Raw genomic sequence first — 17,755 nt, forward strand, 5'->3', positions numbered from 1 at the left:
GAATCGCGCATTATCTTTTCGCATGCCCTTGATGCCATGTCCACCGACTTTTCCATATATCTGGCCAGCAGCACGTATATCGACAGCGAGCATCCGGCCGTGCGTGCCAAAGCCGCCGCACTGGCTGCCGGCGCGGTGGGCGACGCCGCCATCGCGGCCCGCTGCTTTGCCTTCGTGCGCGACGAGATCGCCCACAGCTGGGATTACCAGCGCAATCCCGTCACCTGCCGCGCTTCCGACGTCTTACAGCATGGCACCGGATACTGTTATGCAAAGAGCCATCTGCTGGCCGCGCTGCTGCGCGCCAACGGCATTCCTGCCGGCCTGTGCTATCAGCGCCTGGCCGTGGGCGAAGTGGGGCCGCCGTTCTGCCTGCACGGCTTGAACGCCGTGTATCTGCAAGCGTTTGGCTGGTACCGCATCGATGCGCGCGGCAACAAGCCTGGCGTCGTGGCTGCCTTCACGCCGCCGCAGGAACAGCTGGCCTTTCCCGTGCTGGCGCCCGACGAGCGCGATTTGCCGGAAATCTGGGCGGAGCCGCTGCCGCAGGTGGTGGCCGCGCTGACGCAATATGCCACGGTGCAGGACGTGGCCGCGCATTTGCCCGATGTTGAGATGTTGCCGGTTCAAAAATAATTCAAAGAAAGAAATCATGAAAAAAGTGTATATCAGCCTGATCGGCCTGTTGCTGCTGGCCGGTTGCGGCGGCAAGGGCGAGAGCGCGGGCCAGTCCAGCGCCGCGCGTCTCGATGGCAAGGAAAAAGGCAGCGAGTTCCTTGCCTATGAACACAATGTCAGCGTCGATACGCACGAGGCGCAAGTGCGGCCCCTGTATGAAAAAGTCGTCGCCGCCTGCAAGGCCGACACGGAAAATGGCTGCCTGCTGCTCGATTCCAGCATCGACGGCGGCCGTTACGTGCACGCGCGCATCAGCATGCGCGCCAAGCCGGCCGGCATCAAGAAGCTCGTGGCGCTGGTCGCGGCCGGAGGCGACGTCAGCAGCCAGGGCACCAAGGTGGAAGACCTGGGGCGCCCCGTGCTCGACAGCAAGAAGCGCCTGGACATGCTCAAGCAGTACCAGGCGCAGTTGCAGGACCTGGAAAAGCGCTCGGGCGCGAACGTCGATGCGCTGATCAAGGTGACCAAGGAACTGGCCACCGTGCAAGTGGAACTGGAGCAGGCGACGGCGGCCGATGCGCTGTTGATGCAGCGCATCGACACGGACTTGCTGAACGTGGCCATCAGCGCCGAAGGCAAGCAGTCATTCTGGCGTCCCGTCAAGCGGGCGCTGGGCAATTTCACGGAAAACCTGTCGGAAGGCGTGGCCAACGCCATCACGGCCATGGCGTATATCCTGCCATGGCTGCTCGCGTTCGTGCTGCTGTTCCCGCTGGGACGCAAGGGCTGGCGCCGTTTGCGCGGAGTGCCGCGCAAGAATTAAAGTCTGCCGCGCACCGTTTTACGGCAATTTGAAACCTGGCTGCACAGTCCTTGTGCAGCCAGGTTTTTTTTCGTGCGGCGCGGGCCGCGTGCACCATGGCGGACGCCTGGTGCTGCTGGCATGCATTCTGCTTTAACAACATCGTATGCCCAGTCCGTCCCCCATGAATACATCACAGGAGTCCCCATGTCACGACGCATCATCCTGAAAGCGGCCGCCGCCGGCGCACTGGCTCTGGCCATGTCCACCACCATGCAGGCGGCCCTGGCCGCCGATACCATCAAGGTGGGCATTTTGCACTCCTTGTCGGGCACCATGGCCATCTCCGAAACGTCGCTCAAGGATGTGGCGCTGATGACGATCGCCGAGATCAATGCCAAGGGTGGCGTGCTGGGCAAGAAGCTGGAAGCCGTCGTCGTCGACCCCGCGTCGAACTGGCCGCTGTTCGCGGAAAAAGCGCGACAACTGGTGGCGCAGGATAAAGTCGCCGTGGTATTTGGCTGCTGGACGTCGGTCTCGCGCAAGTCGGTGCTACCCGTGTTCAAGGAACTCAACAGCCTGCTGTTTTACCCGGTGCAGTACGAAGGCGAGGAGCTGGAAAAGAATGTGTTTTATACGGGCGCCGCACCGAACCAGCAGGCGATCCCGGCGGTGGAATACCTGATGAGCACAGATGGCGGCGGCGCCAAGCGCTTCGTGCTGCTGGGCACGGACTATGTGTATCCGCGCACCACCAACAAGATCTTGCGCGCCTTCCTGAAAAGCAAAGGCGTCAAGGATAGCGATATCAGCGAGGTCTACACGCCGTTCGGCCATGCCGACTATCAAACCATCGTCGCCAACATCAAAAAGTTTTCCACGGGCGGCAAGACGGCCGTCATTTCCACCATCAATGGCGATTCGAACGTGCCGTTCTACAAGGAGCTGGGCAATGCGGGCTTGAAAGCCACGGACGTGCCCGTCGTCGCGTTTTCCGTGGGCGAGGAAGAACTGCGCGGCATCGATACCAAGCCGCTGCTGGGGCATCTGGCGGCGTGGAATTATTTCGAATCCGTCAAGAATCCCGTCAACACGGCCTTCATCAAGCAGTGGAAGGCGTACGCGGTGGCGCAAAAGTTGCCGAACGCGGGTTCCGTCGTGACGAACGACCCCATGGAAGCGACCTATGTGGGCATCCACATGTGGGCGCAAGCCGTGGAAAAGGCGAAATCGACGGACACGGACAAGGTGATCGCCGCCATGGCGGGCCAGAGCGTCAAGGCGCCATCGGGCTTCACCCTGACCATGGATGCGACGAACCACCACCTGCACAAGCCCGTGATGATCGGCGAGATCAAGGCCGATGGGCAATTCAATGTCGTGTGGAAAACCAAGGAACCGATCCGCGCCCAGCCGTGGAGCCCGTATATCAAGGGCAATGAGGGCAAGCAGAAGCTGTAGGTGCTGATATTTAACCCAGCAGCAACTGCCGGGGTCGGACCCTCAGGGACTAGGCGTCCCCATCCGACCCCAGTCGTCGCCTTTGGGGGCAGCATACGCCCCCGTGCAGTCATTCTTTGGAACGCACATGCAGCTCCTCCTCAACCTGCTGGTCCTCTCCTGCCTGTTGCTATCCTCGCTGGCGCAGGCCGCCATCCCTCCAGAATTACTCAAGCCGCTGTCCGGCGACGACCCCGATGCCAGAGTTGCGGCCGTCGCCCGGATCGCCGCCCTGGCCACGCCCGAGGCTGCCCGTGTGCTGCACGCCTTGCGGGACGACGCCTTGTATGCCGCGCCCGACGGCAAGGTGTATGTCGTCGACGGCGAGCAAGCCTACGATCCCGCCACGGGCCAGCTGGGTGCCGTGCCGGATGGCATCGACGGCGTGATGGTCAACAACCGCTTGCGCGCGGCCGTGGCGGGCGCCTTGTCGGGCTTGCAGCTGCTGGCACCGCAGCGCGCCGAACGGCTGGCCGCCGCGCAAGCCTTGCAGAAGGCCGTCGATCCCGCGCAGCTTCCCCTGATCCGCACGGCGCTGGCGCGGGAAAGCGATGCTGACATCAAACAGATCTTGCAGGTGCTGATCGCCAGCGCCAACCTGCATGCGCCGGACGCCGCCACGCGCAAGGCTGCCGTGCAGGACTTGGCCGGCAGCAGCGATGCGCGCTTGCTGCCCGTGCTGCAAGCCATGCTGGAAAAGGACGGCGAGCCGGACGAATCCGTGCAGCTGGCCGCCATCGAAACCATGCGCCAGATCAAGGGCAGAGTGGCGCGCATGGAATTGGCCGGCAATGTGTTCTACGGCATCTCTTTGGGCAGCGTGCTGCTGCTGGCCGCGCTGGGCCTGGCCATCACGTTTGGCTTGATGGGCATCATCAACATGGCGCATGGCGAATTGCTGATGATAGGCGCTTACACGACCTATCTGTGCCAGCTGTTTTTCCGCAGCTACTTGCCCGGCATGCAGGAGGCGTATCTGCTGGCAGCGCTGCCGGCCGCCTTTTTTGTTGCCGGCCTGGTGGGCGTGATGCTGGAGCGCACGGTGATTCGCTGGCTGTACGGGCGGCCGCTGGAAACCCTGCTGGCCACCTGGGGCATCAGCCTGATCCTGATGCAAACGGTGCGCACGATCTTCGGCGCGCAAAACGTGGAAGTGGCGAACCCGGCCTGGATGTCGGGCGGCGTCACCGTGCTGGGCGGCCTTGTGCTGCCGTACAACCGGCTGGCCATCATCGGCTTTGCCATCGTCGTCGTGGCGGCCGTGTGGTTGATCCTGAACAAGACACGGCTGGGCCTGTTCGTGCGGGCCGTCACGCAAAACCGCCGCATGGCCGATTGCGTGGGCGTGGCCACGGGCAAGGTCGACATGCTGACCTTCGGCCTCGGTTCCGGCATCGCGGGCCTGGGCGGCGTGGCCCTGTCGCAGCTGGGCAATGTGGGGCCGGACTTGGGCCAAAGCTACATCGTCGACTCCTTCATGGTGGTGGTGCTCGGCGGCGTGGGCCAGCTGGCCGGCACCGTGATCGCCGCGCTGGGCCTGGGCGAAGTCAACAAATTCCTCGAACCGGTGGCGGGCGCCGTGCTGGCGAAGATCGCCATTCTCGTCTTCATCATCATTTTCATCCAGCGCCGGCCGCAGGGCCTGTTTGCCATGAAGGGACGCAGCGTCGAATGACTACCTCCTACCCGATCAAGCAGGGCCTGTTCACGCGGCCCGTCTGGCTGGCGATTACCGCCTGCACGGTGCTGGCGGCGCTCTTGCCGATTTTTAACCTGGCGTTTGCCGAAGGGCATGCGCTGCACGTGTCCGCCTACACGGTGGCGCTGGTGGGCAAGTTCATGTGCTATGCGCTGGCCGCGCTGGCGCTGGACCTCGTCTGGGGCTACACGGGCATCCTGTCGCTGGGCCACGGCGTATTCTTTGCGCTGGGCGCGTATGCGCACGGCATGTATCTGATGCGCGCCATCGGCGACCAGGGCCAGTACCACAGCAGCTTGCCCGACTTCATGGTGTTTCTCGACTGGAAGACTTACCCGTGGTACTGGGCCTTCACGGAACACTTCTGGTATTGCATGGCCCTCGTCGTGCTGGTGCCAGGCGTGCTGGCTTTTGTCTTCGGTTACTTTGCGTTTCGTTCGCGTATCAAGGGTGTGTATTTTTCCATTATCACGCAAGCGATGACGTATGCGTTCATGCTTTTGTTCTTCCGCAATGACACCGGCTTTGGCGGCAACAACGGTTTCACGGATTTCAAGACGATATTGGGCCACAGCATCACGGCACCCGCCACCCGGGCCGTGCTGTTCCTGCTGACGCTCACCTTCCTGCTGGCCGCCTTGATCGGTGCGCGCGCCATTGTCCGCTCGAAACTGGGCCGCGTACTGCAGGGCGTGCGCGACAGCGAGGCGCGCTTGATGTTTCTTGGCTACAACCCGCTGTGGTTCAAGCTGTTCGTCTGGACTTTATCCGCCGTGCTGTGCGGCATCGCTGGCGCCCTGTACGTGCCGCAGGTGGGCATCATCAATCCGTCCGAGATGTCGCCGGCCAACTCCATCGAAATGGTCGTGTGGGTGGCCGTGGGCGGGCGGGGCACCTTGCTCGGCCCCATCCTGGGCGCCTTCACCGTGAACGGCTTGAAAAGCTGGTTCACGGCTGCCTTGCCAGAGCTGTGGCTGTTCGCACTGGGCCTGCTGTTCATCGTCGTCACCCTGTTCATGCAGCAAGGCATGCTGGGCGTGTTGAGCAAGTTCAGACGCAAGCCCGCCGTGGCAGAGGAGGCCGCATGAGTATCCGCATGTTGCCCGGCATGGCCGGCGCCGAAGCTGGCCCCACGTATTCGCGCGTGAAAGGCGAGGGCGTCGATACGACGCACGGCGCCATTTTGTACCTGGAAGACATCAGCGTGTCGTTTGACGGCTTCAAGGCGATTAACAAGCTGAGCCTCGATATTTCCGTGGGCGAGTTGCGCTGCATCATCGGCCCTAACGGGGCGGGCAAGACGACGATGATGGATGTCATCACGGGCAAGACGCGGCCCACGTCCGGCACGGCCTGGTTCGGCCAGACCATGAATCTGGCGACGATGACGGAAGCGCAGATCGCCCATGCGGGCATCGGCCGCAAGTTCCAGCGGCCCACCGTGTTCGAGCAGCACACGGTGTTCGACAACCTGGAACTGGCGATGAAGATGGACAAGCGCGTGGCGCCCACCCTGTTTGCCCGTTTGACGTCCGAGCAGGCAGGCAGGATCGAAGCGATATTGCGCTTGATACGCCTGAACGGCCACGAGGCGCGGCTGGCGGGCTTGCTGTCGCATGGGCAAAAGCAGTGGCTGGAAATCGGCATGCTCTTGATGCAGGAGCCGCAGCTGATCCTGCTGGACGAACCGGTGGCCGGCATGTCGGACGCGGAAACGGCGCGCACGGCGGAATTGCTCAATGAATTGCGCGGCAAGCACTCCATCATGGTGGTCGAACACGACATGGGTTTCGTCACGGAAATTGCCCAGCAAGGCATCGTCACCGTGCTGCACGAAGGGGCCGTGCTGGCGCAGGGCCGCATGGACGAAGTGCAAGCCGACGAGAGAGTCATCGAAGTCTATCTGGGAAGGTAACCATGCTCGAAGTGCAACAGTTAAATCAATACTATGGCTCCTCGCATACCTTGCGTGGCATCAATCTGTCGGCGCGCAAGGGCGAATGCCTGGCCTTGCTGGGTCGCAATGGCGTGGGCAAGACGACCTTGTTGAAATGCCTGATGGGCGTGCTGCCCGTGGCGCAGGGCAAGGTGGTGTTCCAGGGGCGCGACATCACGAAACTGGCGCCGCATGCGCGGGCAAAGCTGGGCATCGCCTATGTGCCGCAGGGACGCGATATCTTTGCGCGCCTGACGGTCGAGGAAAACTTGCTGATGGGCATGGCGGTGAAACGGGGCAGGCTGGCTGCGCGCATCGATCCCCACGTGTATGAACTGTTTCCCGTACTCAAGGAGATGCTGCAGCGGCGTGGCGGCGATTTGTCGGGTGGGCAACAGCAGCAGCTGGCCATCGCCCGCGCGCTGCTGGCCGAACCGCAACTGATCATCTTCGACGAGCCGACGGAAGGTATACAGCCTTCCGTCATCAAGGATATCGGCCGTGTCATTGCCTTGTTGAAACAGCGGGGCGACATGGCCATCGTACTGTGCGAACAGTATTTTGATTTTGCCCGCGCACTGGCCGACGACTTCATCGTGCTGTCGCGCGGCAGCGTGGTGGCCAGCGGCACGGCGGAACAGATGGATGGCGAGGAGGTGAAGCGCCATTTGGCCGTGTAGGCTTACACCAACTGCAGCCAGCCCAGCACGGCGCCGGCCGCCAGCAGCCACAATAAATGGATCTTCGTGCGCCAGATGATCAGGCCGGCCACGATGGACAGGCTCCACAGGGGCCAGTCCGTGCGGAGGTCATGGTTGGCGCCGCCCAAGATCATGCCCGTGGAAATCAGCAGGGCGACGACGATGGGCGCCATGCCTTGCTTGAAGGCGCGCACGGGGCGCAGGTCGCGGTTGCGGTAGCCCCACTGGGCTGCCACATAGGTGAGGGTGGTGCTGGGCAGCATGATGCCCACCATCGTGATGAACACGCCGAGATAGGCGGCCGTGTAGCTGCCCGCATTCATGCCCACGTTCCAGCCCATCAGGGCGACGAACAGCACGTTCGGGCCGGGCGCGGCCTGGGCGATGGCGATCGACTCATTGAATTGCGCCTGGGTCAGCCAGCCGTGCTGCTCGACGAGGAAGCGGTGCATTTCGGAAGTGGTGGAGATGGCGCCGCCGATCGACATCAGCGACAGCATCAGGTAGTGGCCGAACAGGTTCAGCCAGTCGCCCGCGCTCAACACCAGTTGCAGGGGCGGATTCATGCGGACAGCTTTCGATACGTGAGCAGGCAGCCGATGCCGCCCAGTCCCAGCAGGATGTACAGCAGGGGCCAGCGCAGCACGGCCACCATCAGCACGCCCAGCACGGTGATGGACAAGGTCAGCCACAGGGGCAGCGGATGTTTGACCAGCGCGGTCGCCAGTTTCACGCCCGTGGCGGCGATCATGCCAGCCGACACGGCGGCCATGCCGCGCAAGGCGCCCGCCATCTGCGGGTTGTCGCCAAAGCGCGTGTACAGCACGCCCAGCAGCAGCACGATGACGAGGGGCACGGCCAGCATGCCGGCCAGCGCCGCCAGCGCGCCCCGCAAGCCGAAATAGCGCCCGCCCACCATCAGCGACAGGTTGACGACATTCGGTCCTGGCATGATTTGCGCCACGGCCCAGTCTTCCAGGAATTCCTCTTGCGTCAGCCAGCGCTTGCGTTCGACCATTTCGCGCTGGATCACGGCCAGCACGCCGCCGAACCCCTGCAAGGCCAGCCAGGTGAACGAGAAGAACAGGTCGGCCAGCGAGGCCGGTTGCGGGCGGGACGGGGCGGGCGGCAGGGTGGAAAGGGGGGATGAGGGCATGGCTGATTATCGCCGTGGCCGATTGCGCTTGTCCATCGCTTTCGGCTCCAGTTGTGCCTGCAAGAAAAAAACCGTGGCTCATGTTTCCCTGCCATTGACTTCGAGAGTTTATCGGCAATACTTTATCGGCAACACGACCACTGTTCCTGTCAGCGCTGGTGCGGTTCGTACCGCTACGCCGTCTGCACCCCTCCGTTCCCCTTCGCAGGAGTTGTTCATCATGCCTCATTCCACAGAAACGCTGCATATGCCTGTCAAAACCATGCTGCCGCATGCCCGGGTCGATCAAAAGATGTGCGACATCGTCAACCTGGGCATCGCCGTGCAGGCCGCCTTCAGTACCTTGTGTGCGCTGGAATACCTGAAGTCATACAATGTCGCCCCGGAACTGATCGAACGCGTGCTGCTGCATCCGGAGCAGCGCCGCCAGACCGTGCATTGAGTATCCGCACGGCAACTGTGTTGCCGGCAGCGCCAGTCCGGTGTTGTCGGATTGATCATTACGGCTCAGTTATGCACAAATGATGGGTTAACGAAATTGGCGAAATAATTTTCTTGTGAATATGTGTGAATTTCTAAGTAATTGATTTTAATGGGTTTTATTTTTGCTGTTTGATTGAGCAGTTTATTGAAAGCCGCACGGGCTGTGGCTTTGAAGCCTGTCAATAGGCGCTTATCCACAAAGATATCCACAGTCCGTGTGGATATCTGAAAAAGCGCTTAACAATCCGCTACTTAGGAAATAGGCGCCGGTCAGCGCATGCGATCGGCCAGCAAGATGGGCCAGAATGGGGCATGTTGCAAGCCTGTATGCCTATCCAGTGCTTTTGTTTTTATGACTGAAAGTAGCGGCCGATGCTCAGGGCTTGCCACCGGCCGGTGGCGCTGGCGCGTCGCCGCAGTGGGCCAAGGCGGCGGCGAGGTCGGCGACTTGTTGCTGCGCTTCGCGCAAGGTGGCGTAGGTGCGCAGCGAGGCGATCACGGTGGTAAACAGCTTGCGCGTGGTCAGGTCGGTCTTGCACCAGAAATCATTGATGTCGTAGTCGATGATGATGCGGTGTTCCAGTGCCTGGCCAGGCTGGCCCGTGCGCAGGATGATGCGCACGGCACTGTTGTGCAAGTCTTCGCGCACCTGGCGCGCCACTTGCAGCCCGGCATCCTGAGTTTCCATGATGACATCGAGCAGCACCACGGCGATATCTTGTGTGTTGCGCAGCAAGGCGAGCGCCTCGGCGCCCGAATACGCGTGCAAAAAGCTCAGCCTGCGGCCCTGGAAACTGGCCTGGCTGAGGGCGAACTTGGTCACCACGTGCACATCGACATCGTCATCGACAATCAGCACGCGCCATGGCGCCGCGTTGGCGGACTCTGCCGCCGCGTCTGCCCGCCCGAGTGGCTCCTCGACCAGCCAGTCGGGTTCGTCCGCTCCCTTGGCGGCACTGTCGCTATCCATATTCATGCATTTACCCACCGTTGATCGTGCTCACTCACTCCACACTATGCCAGTCTGCGGGGTTTGTCAAAACAATGCGGTTCAGGCAAGTCGGCCTGGAGCAAGATTGCTTATGCACAGCAAAATATATTTTCATGGTGTTCGAGTAACTTTGTTCTGGCGCAAAATCATAATTCTAAGTCATTGATTTCATTGGGGTAAAAAATTGCCTGTGAAATCAGCAAATTGTTGAAAGCCGCATCTGTACTGGTGTTGCGGCTTGTCAAGAGGGGCTTATCAACAACTTTATCCACAGTTGCTGTGGATATCTGAAAAAGCCGTGTAAAAACCGGGGCTTAGCGCCCGTTCGTGCGCAGGGCGGAAGCATTCACGCCGCCAGCCCCAGCCCGCTCAGCTGGGCAAACGCATGCAGGAAGCGCTGCTTGGCTTCGGCCGGACCCATGGCTTCGATTATACCGGGCAAGGGGGCGATGCCGTCAAGGTAGGCCCAGCGCTCGGCCGAGTGCGGCATCAGGTCGCGCTTTTCCGTGGCCAGCGCGATCAGGTCGGCCCGCTTGATGGGCGCGTAATCGGAAAAATCCAGGCCATACGTGGCGGCGATGATGGCGCTGACCTTGTCTTCCAGCACGGCAAATTCCGGCAGCAGCACTTTCAAGGGCTTCACCATGTCGCCCAGGTAGGCTTCCGCCGCGTCGTGCAGCAGGGCGGCCAGGCGCAAATGGGGCGGCACCAGTTCGGCGACGATCAGGCTGTGCTGGGCGACCGAGTAAAACACTTGCGTCTGTCCATTGAAGCGGCACTGATAAGCGAGGCCATGGGCAATGTCTTCAATGACTACCTTGTCGATATGCGGGCGCAAGGGATAAAAACGGTTGCCGGAATAAGTGGAAACATAGTCGGTGGTAATCATTGCCTGTGCTCGGATATGCAAGATGGCTCATCGTACACCCGATGGCCCAGGCTTGCCCCGGCGCGGCGCGCGTGTGGCGAGCTGCTGAGCCTATGCATCTTGGCAAATCCTTTCATTTATTTCATATCATTCATTGTTCTTTCTCAATACACTGTAGCAATCTTGTTTGTCTGAAATTTCACAGGGGCAGGGCAATGACGGCGCAACCTTCGGCAAGACCTTCGTATATCTATCAGGGCGGTTCGGTGATGATGCACTCGCCGCTGCGCCTGAAACAGTCGGAAATGTATGGCTATTTCGTCAGGGGCGACCTGGCGAAACTGCAATCGACCGTGAATACCACCCTGAACCAGGTGGCGGGCAGCAAGATGACCCTGAAAGCGCTGTCGCCGTATGTGATGCTGACGTTTACGCGCGTCAACCATGCGGACTCGGCCAATCCCGTCGACCAGGCCAAGGGCTGGATCACGGAAGTCGACATCGTCACCTGGATCATGGTGGGCGAAATGGATGCGGCGGGCAAGCTCGCGCATATCTATTGGTACCCGTGCCATATTTTCGTCGATGACGCCATGGCCCTGATCAACGGGCGCGAACTGTTCGGCTATCCGAAATATCTGTGCGACTACGCCATTCCCGCCGCCGGCAGCGAGCCGCTGCGCTGCGCCATCGCCGCCAAGGGTTTCCAGCATTTTTCGCCGGAAACGAAACTGGCCTTGCACCCGCTGCTGGAAGTCAATGCCACCGTGCAGACGGGACCGCACAAACCCGTCAACAGTTTCCTCGAACTCATCGAGCAAGCGTTCCATATTTTCCTCTCCATTCCCGATTTCTTCGACATGGACCAGGCCGGCTGGGCCGACATCCTGTCGCTGTTGCGCACCCCCCGCATCGACCAGATATTCCTCAAGCAATTCCCCGACAGCGCGGGCGTGAAAGCCGTGTACCAGGCCCTGGTGGCTGCGCCGGCCGAAATCAACCGCCTGCACAGCGCGCGCCTGCTCGGCTACGAGTATGAATGCACCTTGCACGCGTTCGACAGCTTCCCGCTGGAGCAGACCCTGGGTTTGCGGCTGGGGCCGCAGGCGGCGATCCTGCCGTTCCATGTGAACTTCGACTTCACGGCCATGCCGGGCGAGGAACTGGTCGACAATTCGCGGATCGCGCCGGAAAAGATCGCCATCCTCGGCGGCGGCGTGGCGGCCATGACGGCGGCCTATTACTTGACGAGCCAGCCGGGCTGGCAAAACCGGCATGCCATCACCGTCTACCAGCTGGGCTGGCGCCTGGGCGGCAAGGGCGCCAGCGGGCGCAATGCGCAAGTGGGCCAGCGCATCGAGGAACACGGTCTGCACATCTGGTTCGGCTTTTACGCCAACGCCTTCAAGATGATCAAGGAAGCGTATGCGAGCCTGGAGCGCCCGCCCGGCGCGCCGCTGGCCACCTGGCGCGACGCGTTCAAGCAGCACGATTACGTGGCCCTGTCGGAAGACGTCAAGGGCCAGCGGCGCAACTGGTCCATCGTCTTTCCCACCTTGCCGGGCGAGCCGGGCGAGGGCGGCGAAGACATCACCCTGTGGCAGATGGCCATCGCCATGGTGGGCTGGATCGAGCAGTGGCTGCGCCAGATCCGGCAGGTGGCCGATGCCGACGCGCGCATAGAGCGTGCCAGTGCCAGCGCCAGCGCGTTGCAAGGCGAGGGCGTGTGGCCGGGCTGGCTGCGCCGCCTGGCCGACGAAGTGGTGGGGCAGGCCGATGAACTGGGGCTGGACGTGGGCCTGTCCGTGGGCGCGCTGGCGGCGCTGGTGGCCGACCTTGCGCCGGACTCCTCGCGCCACGACCAGGCCCGCCACCAGCTGCTGGCCAGCACCCTGAACGGCATCCGCGCCTGGCTGCGCCTGCGCTACCGCGCGCTGATCGATGGCGACGACGAACTGCGCCGCCTGTTCACCTGCCTCGACCTGGGCATCACGGTCATGAAGGGCATGTTCGAGGATGGCGTGTTCAAGCACGGCTTTGACGTCATCAACGACATCGATTTCCGCGCCTGGCTGAAAAAACATGGCGGCGACGAGCAGTTCAGCGTCAATTCGGCGCCCGTGCGGGGTTTTTACGACCTGGTGTTCGCCTACGAGGGCGGCGATTTCGCGAAACCGAACATCGAGGCGGGCACCCTGTTGCGGGCGATGGCGCGCATCGGCCTGGCCTACAAGGGCGGCATCATGTTCAAGATGCAGGCCGGCATGGGCGACACGATCTTTACGCCGCTGTACCAGGTGCTCGCCAAGCGGGGCGTGGAATTCAGATTCTTCCAGCGCGTGGAAGAGCTGGTGCCGGGCGCGGGCGACATCGACAGCATCCGCATCACACAGCAGGTGCAATTGAAGGACCCGGCCGCCGGCTACGCGCCGCTGGTGGATGTGAAAGGCCTGGCTTGCTGGCCCAGCGCGCCCGATTACGCGCAGATCGAACCGGCCCAGGCGGCGCTGCTGCAGGCGCAGGAAGTCAACCTGGAATCGTACTGGAGCGACTGGCCGCAGCAGTATCAGCAAGCGTTCGGCCGCCAGCTGCCCGCCACGGTATTGAAGAAGGGCGTCGATTTCGACAAGGTGGTGTTCGGCATTTCCATCGGCTCGCTGCCAGCTTTATGCCCGCAACTGCTGGCGCAAAGCCCGGCCCTGCAGCTGGCGGCCGAGAAGGTAAAAACCGTGGCCACGCAGGCCTATCAGGTGTGGCTGAACAAAAACCTGGCGCAGATGGGCTGGACCACGCAGCCGAAAGGCCAGCAGCCCGTGCTGTCGGCCTTCACGGAGCCGTACGACACGTGGGCGCCGATGGACCAGTTGCTGGCGCACGAAGACTGGCCGGCGGGGCTGGCGCCGAAGAATGTGTCCTATTTTTGCAGCGCCTTCCCCGTCGACAGCTACCCGCCCGTCACCGACACGGGCTTTCCCGCCCGCTGCGCGGCCCAGGCAAAACAGGGCGCGCTGCACCAGCTGGAGCGCGAGATCGGCGCGCTGTGGCCCGAGGCGGGCGCGCCCGGCGCGTTCCCGTGGCAATGGCTGGTCGACGCGAAGGCCGGCACGGGGCCGGCGCGCTTCGATAGCCAGTACTGGCGCGCCAACGTCGATCCATCTGAGCGCTACGTGATGTCGGTGGTGGGCAGCACGCAGTACCGGCTGGCCACCGACCAATCGGGCTTCAGTAACCTGTTCCTCACGGGCGACTGGATCAGGACGGGCCTCAACGCGGGCTGCGTGGAAGCGGCCGTGATGGCCGGCATGCAGACCTCGCGCGCCATGACGGGCTATCCGGCCGTGATCCAGGGCGAAAAGGACTTCTAGCCATGCGACGCCTGATGCTGTTGTGTCTTGTCCTGGTCCACCCGCACGCGGTTGCCGCGCCGGCCGGCGCGCTGCTGCTATGGCCCGGCGCGCCGCCCGGCGGCGCGGCGCCGGGGCCGCAGCGCGCCAGCGCCAGGGGTTCCATCACGCAGGTGGAGCAGCCTTACCTGATCGTGCATCGCCCGGCGCAGCCGAATGGCACGGCCATCGTGCTCGTCAGCGGCGGCGGTTATGCGCATATCGAGGCGGGCAAGGAAAGCGGCCCGGCCGCCAGCTGGCTGCAGGCGCAGGGCGTCACGGCGTTTGAACTCGTGTACCGTCTGCCGCAGGAGGGCGGCGGGGTGGCCGCGCCATTCCAGGATGGCCAGCGGGCCATGCGCGTGATCCGCGCGCGCGCCGCCGAGTGGCGCATCGACCCGGCGCGCATCGGCATGCTGGGCTTTTCCGCAGGCGCGCACCTGGCCGGCATGACGGCCGTGCAGCCCGATGCGGCCCTGTATGCGCCCGTCGATGCGATCGATGGCGTATCGGCGCGGCCCGACTTTGCCGTGCTGCTGTACCCCGTGCTGACCATGCAGCGGCCATTCGACACGACGCATGCGAAGCAGCAGCTGCTGGGAAGTCACCCCACGCAGGCGGCGCGCGACGCGCTGTCGGTGGAACTGCACGTTGATGCGCGCACGCCGCCCATGTTCATCGCTCAGGCGCTGGACGACCCGATTTCACCGCCCGAGAACAGTCTATGGATGGCCGCCGCCCTGCGCCGTGCGGGCGTGCCCGTGGAGCTGCACCAGTTCCAGAGCGGCGGCCATGGCTGGGGCCTGGGCAAGCCGGGCAGCGAGCCGGCCGCCTGGCCGCAACTGCTGCTGGCGTGGCTGCGATCGCATGGCTGGCTGCCTCAGGCTCCCGGCTGAGTTTCCAGGTCGCGCCGCGCCACGTCCAGCGCCGCCTGCAGCTGAGGCAGGAATTGCTCCACGTTATCGAGTTGGCCGTTCGATGCCAGGGCTTCCATCTGGTGGCACAGGCCGTGCAGGGTGGGGCGGCTCAGGTAGCCGGCGCTGCCTTTCAAGGCGTGGAAGGCGGCCGCGGCCGCGCTGGCGTTGCCATCGCGCACGGCGTGGCTGGCCAGGTCCAGGCGCCGCGGCGCTTCCATCAGGAACGCTTGCGCGATGCGCTGCAAGTGCTGCGGCGACAGGCCTGCCAGCGGCAGGATGTGCACGGGCGCCGTCATGGGATCGGCCGGCGCCGGCGTTTCCGTGGTGCTGGCGTCGTCCAGGCCGAACTGGCGCGCCAGGGTGTCGTCCCCCGAGGGCACGGCCGGCGGCAGGGCGTGGCCGCGCGCCAGCAGCAGGTCGATGATGGCGTCGATTTTCTGGAACAGCAGCGCTTCGTCGACGGGCTTGCTGAGGAAGTCGTCCATGCCGCAGGCCAGGTAGCGTTGCCGGTCATGTTCGCTGGCGTTGGCCGTCAGCGCGAGGATGGGGATGTGCGCGTCGGGAATGGGGAATTGCGCGTTGCCGCCGTCGCGGATCAGGCGCGCGGCCTGTTCGCCATCCATCAGCGGCATGCGGCCATCCATCAGCACGCAGTCGTAGGCGCCCGTGCCCAGCGCGCGCAGCGCCTGTTCGCCATTTTCCACGATGGTCACCTCATGGCCCATGCCTTCGAGCAGGGTGCCGATGATGATCTGGTTGGTGCGCACGTCTTCGGCGCACAGGATGCGCAGGCGGCAGGCATGGCGCGCCTGGCGCGTGGGCCGGCGCGCGTCGGCCGCCGGCGCGCTGCCGTCATGCAGTGGCAAGATGAAATGGAAGCGCGAGCCGATGCCGACCCGGCTTTCCACGCCGATGCTGCCTTGCATCAGTTCGACCAGTTCCTTGCAGATGGCCAGGCCCAGTCCCGTGCCGCCGTAGCGGCGCGTGGTGGAATGGTCGGCTTGCTCGAATTTCTGGAACAGGCGCGGCAAGGTGTCCGCGTCGATGCCGGGGCCCGTGTCGCTGATGATGAATTCGATCTCGCTGCGGCCATCGCGGCGCGGCGGCGTGCGGGCGCGCCGCACTTCCAGCAGCACTTCGCCATTGGCCGTGAATTTCAGCGCGTTCCCCAGCAGGTTGATGAGGATTTGCCGCAGGCGCGTGGGATCGGCGCGCACGTAGCGCGGCAGGTCCAGCGCCAGTTCGCGGCGCAGCAGCAGGCTCTTGGCGTCGGCCTGGCCCTGCACGATGCCGGCCGCGTCGCCGATCAGCGCCAGCAGGTCGAAGTCCACCGTTTCCAGGGTCAGCTTGCCCGCGTCGATCTTGGAAAAGTCGAGGATGTCGTTGAGAATGGTCAGCAGCGAGACGCCATTGTGCAGGCCGATGCGCAGGTATTCCTGCGTGCGGCCTTTGACGGACTGGTCGCGCAGGGCGAACTTCAGCATGCCGATCACGCCGGCCAGCGGCGTGCGGATGTCGTGGCTCATGGCGGACAGAAAATCGATGCGGTGGCGGCTGACCACTTCCGCGTGCTCCTTGGCCTTCAGCAGGGCGTCGTTGCTGAGGGTCAGCGCCAGGGTACGCTCCTGCACGCGCTGTTCCAGGTTGTTGCGCAGCAGGCGGATCTGGTCGGCCAGGGCAAAGGCCAGCAGCAAGCCGTCTAAGGTGCCGCCGAGCAGGGTCACCAGCTGGGCGTTGGCCACCATGGCCGGCATCAGGCCCAGGTTGGCCGGCAGGATCAGGACGCCGGGCAGGATCAGGGCGACGAAGGCCAGCACGAAGAAGCGCGCCGGCTGGTAGCCGCGGCACCAGACGACGATGCCGCAGATGAGCGCCAGCAGCATCCAGATGCTGATGGCGATGGTGGCCAGGGTGTGCGCATACGACAGGGCGACGAAGCAGCTGGGCAAGAGCAGCAGGGGCAGCACCAGGTTGACCTTGCTGAGGTGGTACAGCAGGGGCGAATAGTCGCGCAGGCGCAGGAAATGCATGTAGAACAGGGTGCTGAAGACGGGCAGCAGGAAGAACGGCACGTAATGCAGCTGCAGCTGGTGCCAGTCGAACAGGTCGGCAAAGACGTGGAAAGTCATGGCCCAGGCCAGGCCATACGTCAGCACGTACAGCGCGTAATACGCCGAGGCTTTGTCCAGGGTGATGGAAAAGATGAAGAAATTGAACAGGCCCAGCGCCAGCAGGGCGCCGATGGACGCCACCATCAGGAAGTTTTCCTTGGCCACCAGCTTGCGGTAGTCCTGTTGCGTCCTCACGCCGAACTGGGGCGCGCGCGCATAATAAGGACTGGAAAAGCGGATCAGGATGTCATACGTGGCGCCCGGCGCCAGCTGTACGTTCCTGCCGTAGTGCAGCAAATACTCATGCGGGCGCTGGTAGCCCGTCAGCAAGGTCCGCGGCGCCGCGTGCGGTGCGGGGCCATACACGTGCAGGTCGACCAGGTCGATCAGGGTGTCGTTCGGGTCGATGACCCAGGCCGCCACGTTGCTGTCGTTGCGCACCTGCGCATGCAGCCAGTAGGCGCCGCCGAACAGGTCGACTTGTCCGGCCGGGCGCTGGCGCGCCAGCCAGGCGGGCAGGGCGGCCGCATCGGCAGGCGCGGTGTCATTTCCAGCGAGAAACAGTTGCCCGCCGCTGCCCAGGTGCGGAA

Annotated in this window: 15 protein-coding genes; 10 read left to right on the plus strand and 5 right to left on the minus strand. The window is 63.4% G+C overall.

The features are described 5' to 3' along the window. Window positions 1-36: 36 nt before the first annotated feature. The 7 genes from K0F86_RS11700 (at window position 37) to urtE (ending at window position 7,235) form a co-directional block, all read left to right on the plus strand. A complete protein-coding gene (locus K0F86_RS11700; RefSeq protein ID WP_219134556.1) occupies window positions 37-636 on the plus strand; it encodes a transglutaminase family protein in 600 nt (199 codons plus the stop codon). 16 nt (window positions 637-652) lie between these two features. Further along, window positions 653-1,441 carry a DUF4349 domain-containing protein gene (locus tag K0F86_RS11705; protein ID WP_219134557.1) on the plus strand — a complete coding sequence of 263 codons (789 nt, stop codon included), beginning with the start codon at window positions 653-655 and terminating at the stop codon, window positions 1,439-1,441. 186 nt (window positions 1,442-1,627) lie between these two features. Further along, window positions 1,628-2,881 carry an urea ABC transporter substrate-binding protein gene (urtA, locus tag K0F86_RS11710; RefSeq protein WP_219134558.1) on the plus strand — a complete coding sequence of 418 codons (1,254 nt, stop codon included), beginning with the start codon at window positions 1,628-1,630 and terminating at the stop codon, window positions 2,879-2,881. Window positions 2,882-3,008: 127 nt separating this feature from the next. Continuing rightward, window positions 3,009-4,595, plus strand: a complete 1,587-nt coding sequence (gene urtB / locus K0F86_RS11715; RefSeq protein WP_219134559.1) for an urea ABC transporter permease subunit UrtB — start codon at window positions 3,009-3,011, stop codon at window positions 4,593-4,595. Then, window positions 4,592-5,707, plus strand: coding sequence for an urea ABC transporter permease subunit UrtC (gene urtC / locus K0F86_RS11720; protein ID WP_219134560.1), 1,116 nt, complete (start codon window positions 4,592-4,594; stop codon window positions 5,705-5,707). Before urtB ends, urtC begins: the two co-directional genes overlap by 4 nt. Further along, a complete protein-coding gene (urtD, locus tag K0F86_RS11725) occupies window positions 5,704-6,534 on the plus strand; it encodes an urea ABC transporter ATP-binding protein UrtD (RefSeq protein WP_219134561.1) in 831 nt (276 codons plus the stop codon). Before urtC ends, urtD begins: the two co-directional genes overlap by 4 nt. A gap of 2 nt (window positions 6,535-6,536) precedes the next feature. Then, window positions 6,537-7,235, plus strand: a complete 699-nt coding sequence (urtE, locus tag K0F86_RS11730; RefSeq protein WP_219134562.1) for an urea ABC transporter ATP-binding subunit UrtE — start codon at window positions 6,537-6,539, stop codon at window positions 7,233-7,235. A 2-nt stretch (window positions 7,236-7,237) separates the two neighbouring features. On the opposite strand, the gene K0F86_RS11735 is transcribed toward urtE, so the two are convergent. Both K0F86_RS11735 and K0F86_RS11740 read right to left on the minus strand, forming a co-directional pair. Then, window positions 7,238-7,822 carry a chromate transporter gene (locus K0F86_RS11735; RefSeq protein WP_219134563.1) on the minus strand — a complete coding sequence of 195 codons (585 nt, stop codon included), beginning with the start codon at window positions 7,820-7,822 and terminating at the stop codon, window positions 7,238-7,240. Next, window positions 7,819-8,412 carry a chromate transporter gene (locus K0F86_RS11740; protein WP_219134564.1) on the minus strand — a complete coding sequence of 198 codons (594 nt, stop codon included), beginning with the start codon at window positions 8,410-8,412 and terminating at the stop codon, window positions 7,819-7,821. The genes K0F86_RS11735 and K0F86_RS11740 overlap by 4 nt, the downstream gene beginning before the upstream one ends. 220 nt (window positions 8,413-8,632) lie before the next feature. On the opposite strand from K0F86_RS11740, the gene K0F86_RS11745 reads away from it, so the two are divergent. Beyond that, window positions 8,633-8,854: a hypothetical protein gene (locus K0F86_RS11745; RefSeq protein WP_219134565.1), complete on the plus strand. Its 222-nt coding sequence runs from the start codon at window positions 8,633-8,635 to the stop codon at window positions 8,852-8,854. 417 nt (window positions 8,855-9,271) lie between these two features. Here K0F86_RS11745 and K0F86_RS11750 read toward each other — a convergent pair whose 3' ends face one another. Further along, complete coding sequence (locus tag K0F86_RS11750; RefSeq protein ID WP_257572111.1) at window positions 9,272-9,865, minus strand: response regulator; 594 nt, start codon at window positions 9,863-9,865, stop codon at window positions 9,272-9,274. 367 nt (window positions 9,866-10,232) lie between these two features. Further along, a complete protein-coding gene (locus K0F86_RS11755; protein ID WP_219134566.1) occupies window positions 10,233-10,775 on the minus strand; it encodes a phosphohydrolase in 543 nt (180 codons plus the stop codon). A 194-nt stretch (window positions 10,776-10,969) separates the two neighbouring features. Between K0F86_RS11755 and K0F86_RS11760 the strand changes: the two genes are divergently transcribed. Then, a complete protein-coding gene (locus K0F86_RS11760) occupies window positions 10,970-14,119 on the plus strand; it encodes an FAD/NAD(P)-binding protein (RefSeq protein WP_257572112.1) in 3,150 nt (1,049 codons plus the stop codon). A gap of 2 nt (window positions 14,120-14,121) precedes the next feature. Continuing rightward, window positions 14,122-15,033 carry an alpha/beta hydrolase gene (locus K0F86_RS11765; RefSeq protein WP_219134567.1) on the plus strand — a complete coding sequence of 304 codons (912 nt, stop codon included), beginning with the start codon at window positions 14,122-14,124 and terminating at the stop codon, window positions 15,031-15,033. Here the strand turns inward: K0F86_RS11765 and K0F86_RS11770 are convergent. Further along, on the minus strand, window positions 15,018-17,747 hold the full coding sequence (locus K0F86_RS11770) for a hybrid sensor histidine kinase/response regulator (RefSeq protein ID WP_257572137.1): 2,730 nt from the start codon (window positions 17,745-17,747) through the stop codon (window positions 15,018-15,020). The genes K0F86_RS11765 and K0F86_RS11770 overlap by 16 nt on opposite strands. Window positions 17,748-17,755 lie beyond the last annotated feature (8 nt).

It is taken from the genome of Janthinobacterium sp. UMAB-60 (assembly GCF_900095235.1).
Classification (GTDB): domain Bacteria; phylum Pseudomonadota; class Gammaproteobacteria; order Burkholderiales; family Burkholderiaceae_D; genus Janthinobacterium.